This is a genomic window from Clostridium boliviensis (assembly GCF_033342255.1).
Taxonomy (GTDB): domain Bacteria; phylum Bacillota; class Clostridia; order Lachnospirales; family Lachnospiraceae; genus Lacrimispora; species Lacrimispora boliviensis.
Genome location: NZ_JAWONS010000290.1, coordinates 214,445 through 227,406 on the forward strand (window position 1 = coordinate 214,445; position 12,962 = coordinate 227,406).

At 40.7% G+C, this 12,962-nt stretch carries 9 protein-coding genes and 1 other annotated feature; of the genes, 1 reads left to right on the forward strand and 8 read right to left on the reverse strand.

What is annotated here, in order from left to right; translation table 11 throughout:
* Positions 1 to 48: 48 nt before the first annotated feature.
* The 6 genes from RZO55_RS21370 to RZO55_RS21395 form a co-directional block, all read right to left on the reverse strand.
* Positions 49 to 1,974, reverse strand: a complete 1,926-nt coding sequence (locus RZO55_RS21370; protein ID WP_318066292.1) for a BglG family transcription antiterminator — start codon at positions 1,972 to 1,974, stop codon at positions 49 to 51.
* Between the two features lie 41 nt (positions 1,975 to 2,015).
* Entirely contained in the window at positions 2,016 to 2,321 is a 306-nt protein-coding gene (locus RZO55_RS21375) for a PTS sugar transporter subunit IIB (RefSeq protein ID WP_318066293.1), read from the reverse strand.
* The gene (locus RZO55_RS21380; RefSeq protein ID WP_318066323.1) at positions 2,318 to 2,650 is read right to left on the reverse strand and encodes a PTS lactose/cellobiose transporter subunit IIA; all 333 of its coding nucleotides are present in this window, start codon (positions 2,648 to 2,650) and stop codon (positions 2,318 to 2,320) included. Before RZO55_RS21380 ends, RZO55_RS21375 begins: the two co-directional genes overlap by 4 nt.
* A gap of 344 nt (positions 2,651 to 2,994) precedes the next feature.
* Positions 2,995 to 4,215 (reverse strand): tyrosine--tRNA ligase, encoded by a 1,221-nt coding sequence (gene tyrS / locus RZO55_RS21385; protein ID WP_318066294.1) that lies wholly within the window; start codon positions 4,213 to 4,215, stop codon positions 2,995 to 2,997.
* 38 nt (positions 4,216 to 4,253) lie between these two features.
* Positions 4,254 to 4,508: a binding site (T-box leader), on the reverse strand.
* Between the two features lie 83 nt (positions 4,509 to 4,591).
* The gene (aroD, locus tag RZO55_RS21390; protein WP_318066295.1) at positions 4,592 to 5,356 is read right to left on the reverse strand and encodes a type I 3-dehydroquinate dehydratase; all 765 of its coding nucleotides are present in this window, start codon (positions 5,354 to 5,356) and stop codon (positions 4,592 to 4,594) included.
* A 102-nt stretch (positions 5,357 to 5,458) separates the two neighbouring features.
* A complete protein-coding gene (locus tag RZO55_RS21395) occupies positions 5,459 to 7,303 on the reverse strand; it encodes a flavocytochrome c (RefSeq protein WP_318066296.1) in 1,845 nt (614 codons plus the stop codon).
* 1,260 nt (positions 7,304 to 8,563) lie between these two features.
* Here RZO55_RS21395 and RZO55_RS21400 point away from each other — a divergent pair.
* Positions 8,564 to 9,112: a beta-class carbonic anhydrase gene (locus RZO55_RS21400; protein ID WP_318066297.1), complete on the forward strand. Its 549-nt coding sequence runs from the start codon at positions 8,564 to 8,566 to the stop codon at positions 9,110 to 9,112.
* A gap of 116 nt (positions 9,113 to 9,228) precedes the next feature.
* Here RZO55_RS21400 and RZO55_RS21405 read toward each other — a convergent pair whose 3' ends face one another.
* Together RZO55_RS21405 and RZO55_RS21410 are read right to left on the reverse strand one after the other, a co-directional pair.
* Positions 9,229 to 10,566: a CitMHS family transporter gene (locus RZO55_RS21405; protein ID WP_318066298.1), complete on the reverse strand. Its 1,338-nt coding sequence runs from the start codon at positions 10,564 to 10,566 to the stop codon at positions 9,229 to 9,231.
* Positions 10,567 to 10,692: 126 nt separating this feature from the next.
* Complete coding sequence (locus RZO55_RS21410; RefSeq protein ID WP_318066299.1) at positions 10,693 to 12,867, reverse strand: ATP-binding protein; 2,175 nt, start codon at positions 12,865 to 12,867, stop codon at positions 10,693 to 10,695.
* Between the last annotated feature and the right edge of the window lie 95 nt (positions 12,868 to 12,962).

Below are 12,962 nucleotides of genomic sequence, written 5' to 3' on the forward strand. Positions count from 1 at the left end.
TTTCTCTTATAAAAACAATAGTAACTTAAAACACTTATTACGGTACATTTATTCTATAGAATCATTCAGCAATTTTACCAGGTTTTCGAAGTTTGGATCTTCTATTAACTGATTCATCTTTTTCGTATTGAATAAAAGGTTTGTTATCAACTGATAAAAGTCTTCGATATTCTTATCACCTGCTTTGGAGATAGATACTAAAAATACGATCTGTACCTCATTGTGTCCCCACTGAATCGGTTCTTTTAATATCCCAACTATGACGAAGCTATTATCTGTCATAATGGTAAATGGATGAGGGATGGCAGCGAGATTGCCAAAATCCGTCTGTCCTAGAAATTCGCGCTTCATAACTGATTCGTAGAAATCTTCCGGTAATGCATAATGCTGATTGGCAGCGTCACACAGGAAACGTATTACTTCCTCTCTGCTTTGTAAATCAATCTTATTGTAAAAATGTTCAGGAACAAAAAATTGATTAATTACCTTATTAATGTCCTGTTCAAATAATTTATGAACAGTGGCAAAATCTTCCCTGTCCCAAAACAGGCTCACTGCAAAAACTGGCACCGGTACTGGCACATCCAGCGGTACCGTAGTGAACAAATAATCAATATCTGAATAATCATATGCTGCTACTTCCAATACCGTACATTCCCGAATCTGATCCACATATTTTCCAAACATCTGTCGATACCTGTGGATAAATAATTGTGAACTTCCCCTCCCCGATGAACATACAATCAGAATATTCTTTCTCTGTATCCTCCTCTCCTGCTTCTCAAGAGCAAATTGAAATAAAAGAGCAAAATATCCAATCTCTTCTTCTGGTACACTCACGCCGTAATGCTCATTTAAAACAGTACATGCATGGGCTGCCAGATTATATGCAAACGGGTATTCTTTTTTTACATTTTCTAATATTGGATTCTTCAGTGGAATTCCATAGAGCATACGAATATTGAAAGGAACCATGTGCTTGTTCAGACTCATACGCAAGTCAAAATTCTCTAAAAAATCCAACTGAAAACCTTCGCGAACACGCAATATCATCCGCATTGATAAATCGTCAATGAAATGAGTGATTTCCAGGTTTTTGTTAATGGGCAGGTCTATATCAGATAAAGCCGTTCCAGCCAGAAGTATTGCGATGTACCGGACCTCTTCCTTTGATAAAGAAACAGAAAATTGGGCTTCAGCTTCAACTGCCACAAGAACCGCTACTTCCATTATCTTTTCATCAATATCCACCTTACCGTTTACACCAACGGCCTTATTTCCGATCCCATCCTCTTCAATCCGAATACCCATCTGGATTCGCTTAACTCCAAAATACAGGCACATTGTCAATGCCTGAAAAGCAATTTCTGAAATACGAATTGAATTCTTACAAAGTACGCTCTGCAAAATCCTTGATACTGCCTGCTGCTCTTCATGTTTCTTTTTATCATTTTTAAAAGACAGATTTGCTTTTAAAAAATGATTCGCCATGCATATACGTTTGTCAAATTCACTCCCAACCGCCTTAACCCCATAATTCGGTCTTCTGACAAGATCAATATGATAAAAGTTAAAAATATACTCTACTTTCTTGATGTCAGCGGTTATTGTATTACGGGACACATATAAATTTTCAACAAAATCTTCCAGCTTTACATAGTTGGAATGATTCAACAGATATTCCAGCATGTAATTGACACGTTCCTCAGAATTTGATGGAAGCATCTGATTTCTGCTTGTACCTATGGCAGAATAAAATGATGTATATAACTTTGAATCGTGAATTAATAAACGATAACCACATTTCTGTTTTGATACAATGGAAGCTCCATTGGAATTTAAAATTTTATTAAGTTCTTTCAATCGAGTACGTACAGTTTTTTCATGCGCTAAAACGGAATCGGCCAACTGAGCCGCAGTCTTGTATGTTTTCTCATTTAGCAGACTCAGAATTTCAATAAGCTCACGATTCATAGGCTCCTCCCTTTCTCACTCTGAACGCCTCCTATCATGGTTTAATTCATCATAGCAAGAGCATCATCCAAAACCTTTTCTCCATTCATCATTCCATAATCCATTTGATTAACAACTGTAATATAAGGAATCTTATCTTTGTACCTTTCTTTGAATCCTTCCAGCATGAAAGATAACTGGGGACCTAAAAGAAGAATATCCGTGTGGCGGTCAGAGCTTGGAAGATTACTGTCTGCCATAGCCACAATATCCACCCCCAAAGAACGCTCTTCTGCGCTTTTACGCATTTTGTTCATTAACATACTGGTTGACATCCCCATATTGCATACAAGCGTAATATAAATCATAATTGTTCCTCCTTTTCTTTGTAGATTACTTTATACATTTCAATCATTTGAATTGCCAGGTCTCGTATTGTAATTGCATTCATTAAATGATCCTGGCCGTGAACCATAATTAAGCTAATGGGTGTCTGTCCGCTTTCTCCTGCCTCTTCCTGAAGTATCCCGGTCTGGAACTCATGAGCTCTGTTTAGCGCTAAGTTGCATTGCTGGATATTCTCTGCAGCAAGTTCATAGTTCTTACTCTGTGCAGCAGTAATCGCCTTCATTGCCATACTTCTGGCATTCCCCCCATTCACAACCAGCTCCATGACAATTTGTTCAAGATTATTCATCACTTAATCACCTCCATATTCGTATGGTTTCATTATACTAATGAATAAATTTAAACTCCAACACATGATTTTCCTTTTTTAATATGATAATTATTGTTCATCGCTCTTAATATTCTTCCTATAAAAATCATAATAAGCGTGGAGCAGGTCATAATCAATCGTTCCTGTAATAACAGATACTATTTTCCAATAATAGGCCAATATATATCGTATAAAATGAAACTTTTGAACCATTCAACAAATTCTGATGCTAAGAAATCTTTAATCACATAAATAAAAAGACCAAAAGATGGCTGCAATAAGCGTCCATCTTTTGATCTATATTAATAGTGAGCATAACATTTTTATATTGCAATAACCTTTACAAACTTCTTCTTCCCCCGGCGAACTACGGCGCCGTCAGCCAGATGTTCCCTGGTAAAGGAAGTTTTTACATCATTCACAGCATCACCATCTACCGTAACTCCGCCCTGTTCCACATTCCGTCTTGCTTCTGAACGGGATGGTGCAAGTCCTGATTTCTGGAGAATGGTTAAAATATCAACACTTCCGTCGGTAAAGTCAGCTTCGCTCAGCTCACAAACCGGCATATTTTCTGCATTGCCGCCTGAAAAGAGTTCTCTTGCACTCTTTTTGGCTTTTTCTGCTTCTTCTTCTCCATGCACCAGCTTGGTCAGTTCGTAAGCCAGTATCTCCTTTGCCTCGTTTAACTGGCTGCCTTCCCAGCTGTCCATCTCATCAATCCGGCTTAACGGGAGGAAGGTAAGCATACGAAGACACTTTAATACATCCGCATCTGCAATGTTCCTCCAGTACTGGAAGAAATCAAAAGGAGAAGTTTTTTCCGGATCAAGCCACACAGCACCTGACTGGGTCTTTCCCATCTTTTTGCCTTCAGAGTTTAAAAGCAGTGTGATGGTCATGGCATGAGCATCCTTACCCAGCTTTCTGCGGATCAGCTCGGTTCCCCCAAGCATATTGCTCCACTGGTCATCTCCGCCAAACTGCATATTGCATCCATAGCGCTGAAACAGCTCGTAGAAATCATAGCTCTGCATAATCATGTAGTTAAATTCCAGGAAGCTTAACCCTTTTTCCATACGCTGTTTGTAGCACTCTGCAGTTAGCATACGGTTTACAGAGAAATGAGGACCGATTTCCCGGAGAAAATCAACATAATTTAAGCCCATCAGCCAGTCCGCATTGTTTACCATCATGGCTTTTCCTTCAGAGAAGTCAATAAAACGGCTCATCTGCTTTTTAAAACAGTCACAGTTATGGGCTATTGTTTCTTCCGTCATCATTTGACGCATATCGCTTCTTCCGGAAGGATCGCCTACCATACCGGTTCCTCCGCCGATTAAGGCGATGGGTTTATTACCTGCCTCCTGCAGACGTTTCATTAAACACAGCGCCATAAAATGTCCCACATGGAGACTGTCTGCTGTAGGGTCAAATCCAATATAGAATATGGCCTTTCCTTCATTGACCATTTTGCTGATCTCTTCTTCATTGGTCACCTGGGCAATCAGCCCTCTGGCTTTCAGTTCTTCGTAAATTGTCATTCCAATTCTCCTTTACATAAAATAAACCCCGTCCTTGTTAAAAGGACGAGGTTAAAATCTCGCGTTACCACCTTTTTTTTATAAACAGCTCACACTGCTTATCTCTTCGAGTACTGATCTGATACTCTAGCACAATAACGGGTGCAGGAATCCGTCGCCGCCTACCGGGTTATATCACCTTTGGGAGCGAAGCTCAAAGATGTATTCGCAGTCCGCTTTCCATGCGCCTCTCATCAACCGGCTGCTCTCTGTCTGGTCCCCGTACTGTTACTTGTTCTTATCAATGCTTTTCCTTGTATATGAAGTTATTTTTTAGTATATGTGGTTTCTTTTTATTTGTCAAGATCCTTTTTTATCAAAGCAATTAAGGAGTCATTTATGAAATAATTTCGTGTATCTGAGTGAGCATCTTTTTTAAATTACCAGCTTCAATCTGTCCGGGCGCCGATTCTTTTCCAATCGATGCAAAGGTGAGTGCAGAACCGAAGAATTCACCGGAAAACCGGCTGATTACCCCCTCCTTTGACATGGACATAGTAATAATGGGGCGGTCTGCCAGATTGTGGGACATCTCATAGGTAGCTATTAATAAGACCATAACATCTTCCATTTTCCGCGGCATCACTGCTATTTTAGGTATGTCTGCTCCCAGCTCAATCATCTTCTCTACACGGCGAAACATCTCCGCTTTCTCAGGCGTGTTTTCAAAATCATGGTTAGATGCAATCACACATACGCCTTCCTTATGGGCTTCTGCTACAAGGTACTTTGCAGCTTCTTCATCAAAAAATAATTCCACATCAATCAGGTCCACATAGCCAGAGTGGATAAGAGCAAGATATAAATCAATATACTGCTGCACATTGATCTCCTTTACTCCCCCTTCGCCTGCAGTCCGGAAAGTCGCAAGAAGAGGTACCTCCTTTAGCACTTCCCTGATACGGCGTGCCGCTTCCACAACTTTATCAGTTTCATACCCATCATCAAACCAGTCAATCCGCCATTCTGCCACATCGGCTCCGCTTGCTTTTAAGTTACCTGCAGCCAAAACCACATCTTCCAGTTTTTTTTCAACAATGGGTACACATACTTTGGGCACGCCTTCTCCAATGACCACATCTCTCACTCTGACTGTTTTCATCCTGATTCCTTTCCCTATCTGCCATCAAGCTTTTGTCAATTGTATTTTTTCTATTATAACGTTGAATTATCAATTGTTCAAATACAATTTTTAACAGGTCAGTTATTTTGCTTTTTCAAGGGCAGCTGCAACCGCTTCCTTGATTCCTTTGGAAGAGTTTGTGGCACCGGACACCCCATCAACAAAAACACTTTGAGTCTTAATTATGGCTGCAGTAACCGCCTTTTCTGCCGCTTCATAGATTCCAGGAGTTTCATGATGGTCTGTCAATTTTATTCCCGTTACACTTCCGTCTTTCACCACTACCTCAACGGTAATGTCTCCATTATTTCCTTTCCCGGTCCCGGTATAGGTTCCGTCCTTATAGTTACCCTTAACTTCCGGCTTTGCAGCTTCTCCTTCTTCTGCGGTCTTCATGGTTTTTTCAGTGAAACCGCCGTTTGCAGCAACATAGTCATAAGCCGCACTTCCCGCCAGTCTTCCGAAAACCACAATATCTGTCACAGCGTTTCCTCCCAGACGGTTTGCTCCATGAACTCCACCAACTACCTCTCCGGCTGCAAACAGTCCCGGTATTACACTGCCATCCTCTTTTAACACCTGGGTGGATGGATCAATTTTCACTCCGCCCATGGTATGATGAACGGCTGGAGCGCAAAGTCCCGCATAGTAAGGTGGCATACTTAGGGGAACTTCCAGGCTTTCTCTGCCAAATTCTGTATCATTGCCCTCTGCCTGGTATTTTGCATACTGTTCCAGAGTTGCCTTCAGCTGATCTTTATCAACACCGATGGCTTCTGCCAGTTCCTCCAGTGTATCAGCCTGGGTAATAATGCCCTGACCGATATACTTTTCAATGGCAGATAAGCTTTCTCTTACGGACTGGTCAAATACTAAGTAACAGGTTTTTCCCTCCTGGTTTAAGATAGCCTCTGATACCACATCTCTTGTTTCCAGTTCGTTAATAAAACGTTTACCGGACCGGTTGACTAAAATTGCTCCGTTTCCGCGGACGCCTTCTGTATACATGGTAGTTGTATCCGGATTAACGGTTGGGTGGGTCTGGATCTGGTCAATATCTACAAGTCCTGCCTTCAGTTCTTCAGCCATAACAATTCCATCACCGGTTGCACCGGAGTGATTGGTAGTGCAAAAACCGTCTAAATCTTTTTTGTATTTTACCACCATCTCAGTATTGGCTCCAAATCCTCCTGTGGCTAAAATCACGGCCTTGCAGGAGATCGTATAAGGCTCACCGCCCTTTGTTACTGCCTGTACGCCCTGCACAGTGCCCTCTTCATCTAGTAAGATTTGTACTGCTTCTGTCTCTAAAAATACAGGTACATCCAGTTCCTTCAGTTTAGCATTCAGAGCATTTACCAGCATGGGACCTACTGCAGAAGTATCGGAGGGGCGATGGATTCTCTTAACACTTGCTCCGCCGAACTGCCCTACTACAGATAAGTCTCCGCCGTTTTCATTGACCCACGTTACTGCATCTGCAGACTGCTCCGCCAGCACCTGGACAAGCTTTGGATCATTTAAATTTTTGCCGCCCTTCATGGTGTCTTCCACAAACAGTTCAATGGAATCCTCAATTCCATCGGTCTTCTGATATGGTGTTTCAGCTGCATTTAAACCACCTGTGGCACGGACGGTATTTCCACCTGTAATCGGCATTTTTTCTAATACAATCAGATTGGCGGCTCCTTTTTGAGACGCTTCAACAGCTGCTGTCATTCCGGCTCCACCTGCTCCGATTATAACAATGTCAGCCTGCTTTTCATCTGCTTTCACTTCACTCTCTGGTATACCTTCAACCGCCGCTTCTTGTACATTCTTTTTCCCCGATTTGTCTAAACTGGTATAAAGCGGACCAGATAATACAATTACGGCTGCTGCCGCTGCTGCCATTGCGGCGATACCTATAAATATTCCTTTTTTCATATCATTCTCCTCACTTTTTCGCTGTTAATAACAGTTTGTTAAAGCATAAAACTTTGACAATAAGTTATCATATATTGTTTGATTTAAAAAGATTTGGAATATAAAAAAGATCTTTCGTAAGTAAAAAAATGATCTTTTTATTATGGGCAGATACAGCCGATACCCTAAATTGCTATTTACAATATCAAATAATAGGCTTAACGTGGCATGAATATACACATGACCATATTGACATAGGTTATGCATTATGTTAAATTTAACAAAAAGGCGAAAGCATGTTCGAGTTGAGAGGCAACTGTTATTTTCGAAAAAAGAGCGTGCTGCAAAAAGGTAAAATCCCCACTCTTGCAGCACGATCTTTTTATTTTTTTATACGTCTCTACAGCCAGGAAAGTATTAAACAAAATTCAGGGCGTCTTGTTTCCGGTCATTTCAACAACATAAACCTCGAATATAACAGGTACCCAGTGAAAGTCCCCCGATTTCACAGAATAGTTCCATTATTTTCATTACAGGTTTAGTTCTGCAAACAGCCAGCCCTAACTTTAGCGATTAGCTTTTTTAATGCATTCCATTCTGTTCCACGTATTGTTATTTATGATGCTCTGACAAACCCGACTACGTCCTCCGTCCAAGCGGGCATTGATTTGCATCATCTTTATCATTGGTACTGTTTTCACAATTTCAATGGCATTCTTCGTCCATGCCTAATCAGCACATCATGTATGCCTCTAACCTTTGCAGGTTCGTTCCTAAACAGTAACAGCATATTTCCGACCCCTGTTCCTGTTTAGCCTCCTACTGCAACATGTCCTTTATGGCTGGCATAATACATTCTATCCGTTCCGATAACAAAGAAATTGTTAAAACCATGACGTTTTGGGTGTCTCCAAAACACCATATACATGTATAATTGTGTAAGCACTTACAGATGGATTTTACAACTAGCTTACAAAATAAGCAAGTAGTAAAATATTTTTTGTTAATGAAGTACAATATATCGTTAATTTTTTGATAGTTTTTTACATTAATCTCTTTAATTTTATTATTTATTTGTATATTTAATCTAAATAATTGCCAATATTTTTATTAATATTTTTCTTCCGACACGATTAGTTAAGTGCTTACATTTTTCGACATTTTCTATCATTTCAACACAATTCCACCTGTCAATCTAAATAATCTTTAAGGAGAGCGGTAAGCCTGAGTTAAGATAAAACCATTATCATGTATCTAACACCATATAAAAGGAGGCAGATTATGATTGATGAAATTTTACAATACAATGACAGCTTTGTGAACAGCGGTTTCTATAAACGCTTTCATTTCAACAAATATCCCCGTAAAAGGCTTGCCATACTGACCTGCATGGACACCCGGCTGGTTGAACTTCTTCCTGCTGCTCTCGGTATCCACAACGGAGATGTGAAATTAATTAAAAATGCAGGCGGTCTGATTTTAGACCCATGTGACAGTACCATACGCAGCCTGCTGATTGCCATACTGGAATTTGGTGTAGAAGAGGTCATGGTAATTGGTCATACGGAATGCGGAGCGGCATCCATCAGCTCCGAAACCATTATCAACCATTTGATACAGCGTGGTATTACAAGAGAAACCATACAGAACCAAAAAGAAATGGGATTTAATTTTGACCACCTGTTTCAGGGATTTGAAAACTCCAAGGCATCGGTCAAACGCTCTGTCACCTTACTAAAAGAACATCCGCTGATGCCTTCCGGTATTACTATAAAAGGCTTTGTTATGGATACTTCCTGCGGCAGGCTGGATCCTGTCGGATTATCATAAAAAACTGCGTTCTGTTATCATACCGAAAGCTGGCATGATAACAGAACGCAGTTTTTCTAATAAAAGAAAGACTACGGGGCCGCCATTCTGGCAGCCCCGTTATTCTTAGGATATATTTAAAATGATATGACACCAAGTATAATACCGGCAACCAGACATACAAGGCTGACGCCCCAGATCCAGAAGAAGGAATTCTTTATGTGATCCTTAATCTCAACACCAGCAAGGCCGATTCCAAGGAACGTAGCCGGAACCACAGGGCTTATAAAGGTTGCACAGTTTCGGCATACCACCATAGCAATTGCGGTATGAACCGGATCCACTCCGAAGTTGTTTCCTACACTGATCAGAACCGGAAGGAGTCCGTAGAAATAAGAATCCGTACAGAACAAAAGTGTCAGCGGCACGGATAAAACGCCGATTATTAAAGGTAAGAAATGGCCCATAGACTGTGGAATAAAAGAAGCCAGAATATTCGCCATATGATTCATAATTTCACTCTGCTCCAGCACGCCTAAGAATACACCGGCTGCAAGAATGGTGGAAGCCATCATAAGAGCAGGACCTGAATGGGATTTAATAATCTTATTCTGCAGCTTTGCTCCGGGATAGTTAACTAAAAGAGCAATTACACAGCCCACCATGAAAGTCAGGTAGGATGGAACCTTTAAAAATACAAGGCATACAATCACAAGCAGTGTCAGAGCAATATTAAATAATAAAAGCTTCGGTCTTGCAAGATTTCCAAGATCACTGGTAGAAGCGCTTTCTTCCAGAACATCTGTGTCTTCCATTACCAGAGTGCTGTCAATTCCAGCTCCGCGTTTCTTCTCCATAACTCCCCAGAAGAATGCGGTAAATAATGCAACAACAATACCAACTGCCTGCATTGGAAGAAGTCTCATCCAAAGCACATTGGCATCAATTCCCAAAACGGAAGCAGAACGCATGGTAGGTCCGCCCCATGGAAGTAAATTCATAACACCCATTGATGTAACGCAGATTAAAAGCAGCGTAGTTGGGCGCATTTTCAACTTCTTATAAATCGGCAGCATAGCCGGTACAGTGATCAGGAATGTAGAAGCTCCGCCTCCGTCCAGGTGACCGATCATCGCAATGATACAGGTCATAACTGTAACACCAATTACATTATGCCCCACTTTTTTCATTAAAGCATTGATGATACAGTCAAACATGCCTGCATCTGTCATAATTCCGAAAAACAACACGGAAAATATAAACAGTGCAGCAGTGGAATGCACATCAGCAACTCCCGCCTTAATAAAATCCCCAATTTCTTTGACTGTAAAGGTTCCTGTTAAAACCAGAATCAGCGCACTGATACTGGATACTCCGATAAATGCAAGAGCCGGAACAGTAACATTTCTCAGCAGTAAAACAATGATCATGATAATGGTTGCAAATCCTAATAATGCAAGCATTGTCTCATTCATGTTTTCTTCCTCCTCATATTTTGTTTATGAGAAGAGTATAAAAGTCCAACCTTACAGCCTCACATCCTCTCCCTTTCATTTCTTTAAGAGAAAAATTAAAATTTGTTAAGATTTGACACTTTTTCTTTAGAATAAATCTTTTAAATTTCTGACAGCCTTTAATATAGCGGAATCTGAAACCGGTTTATCAATGTATTCATCTATCATTCTCCGTTTCTTTGCCTCTACCAGCTCCTTTGTCACCCGGTCGGTCATAAGAATGCGGACAACTCCCGGATATGGTCCCTGTAAGGACATACAGAAATCCACTCCGCTTTTTCCCCTGACATATTGTTCCGTTACAACAGCATCCACTTCCTGTTCTTTTAAGACTCTTCTGGCTTCTTCAAAATCCATACAGGAAATAAGAGGAACATTCAGTTTACTGAAGTTTTTTTCCAAAAGCCGCAGGACTTTAGGATTATCATCTACGATCATTATTCTAAGAACAGGTCCATTTACCCCCAGCTGAATCGGTTCTTCCCGCTCCTTCTGCTCATTAACCGGAAGATACAGATGAAAGATGCTTCCCTTGCCCAGAATGCTTTCTGCAAACACATATCCTTTATGGGAATGAACGATCTGCTCCACCAGGGAAAGTCCCAGTCCTGTTCCTTTGCCGTTTTTCTTGGTGGTGAAAAATGGATCAAAGATCTGCTTCACCACTTCCTTGCTCATCCCCTCCCCATCATCTTCAACATCAATCCTGATATAATGCTTCCAGCCCTCCGGAAGCGTGGAAAGCTTATACTGTGCCAGGTCTTCCCTGTCTACTATCTGGCAGAATATGGAAATGGTTCCCTCTCTGTGTCCGATGGCTTGAATGGCATTGACGCAGATATTTAATATAACCTGATTCATCTGTGTTTCATTGCCCAGAAAGCTCTCTCCATGAAGTGTGATCATATCCTTTAAATGTATATTGGGTGGACAGACAGAACTCACCATCTTGATAGACCGTTTTAACACCTTTTCTCCGCTGAGATTTTTAAACGCTGTTTCCATGTTCTTTCGGCTTAAAGATGAGATCTGCTGAATGATTTCCTTTGCTTTTGCGGAAGCTTCATAGATCTCCGAGGCATTCTCATAATCCTCGGACCGCTCTGGCAGATCCAGCATCAGAAGTTCTGCATACCCCATAATGGGAGTCAGCAGGTTGTTAAATTCATGGGCAATTCCCCCTGTCATGGTTCCCATGATCTGAAGTCTCTGCTGGTGGGCAATGGTTTCCTCACTTTGATGAATTTCTTCCAGGATCTTATTCAGTTCCAGAAGATATGCAATTTCCTCCGTATCCTTTCGCTTTTGAACCCGTAAGTCCCCGATATAAATCACAAGACCAAGAACAATTGCCATTGCACAGAAAAAGACAAGTCCAAGCTTAAAGAATCCTGTTGCCACCGGAATATAGATATCATTATAATCGATTACTGCACTCACGATCAAAAAACCATCCCCGATCTGTGCCGGAGAATAAGAGCAGATTTTTTTAACTTCCGGTACCCCCGGATCCACCCACCAATAGGAATAATACTCAGAAACCCCTTCTTCTCCACGGTTCTGCTTATCTATCATCTGCTCTAAGCTGGTTAAATCCACGTTAGGAAACATCTCTTTCCTGCCGGAAATGACATTGATTCCCCACTGCTTCTCCTGTGGGTGGGCAAGAATTATACCGGAGGAGTCCTTAATAACAACATATCCGTTGGTTCCAAGACGTATGTTGGAGACCAATGACTTATAATAGTCTCTTTCATTAATTATAATAGAGATTGAACCAATGTCAGGCAATTCTCTCTTTAATACCAGATAAAGCTCTCCATTCTCAAGCTTGCACTGAAGAAACTGCTCAGACTGATTAATCGCAGTTACGGAGTAGGTCTTCTCCACACCGAATCCTCTGATGCTCTTTATTAAATTTCCTTTTGTATCCTCCACAATTACATCATAAACAAAGCGTTTATGATTGGATACATATTCCCTGATGATACTCCAGTCTCTTATTCCGGTCTTTTTATAGTTTTCCTCCACAATATCATAAATCGTATTTAAATCTGCCTGGTATCCTTCAATAAAGACCTTTAGATTCTCGCCCATACTCTGGGTCGTCAAAAGCATCTGCTTTTTCTGATTGTTTATAATCGCATCCTTATATTCTTTCCAGATTCCAAAAACAAGAAAGCAGAAAATAATCAGAACCGCCGCCATGGCACAGCAGATAAATATTCCGGTATAATTTCTCTTTCCATTTATTTTATTCATGATTCTGCTCCTCGTTTGTCTCTTCCTCATTGACTTGTTCTAATATTAATATTATAATAAATTATAACAAATTTCGATAGAATTCTACATTATTT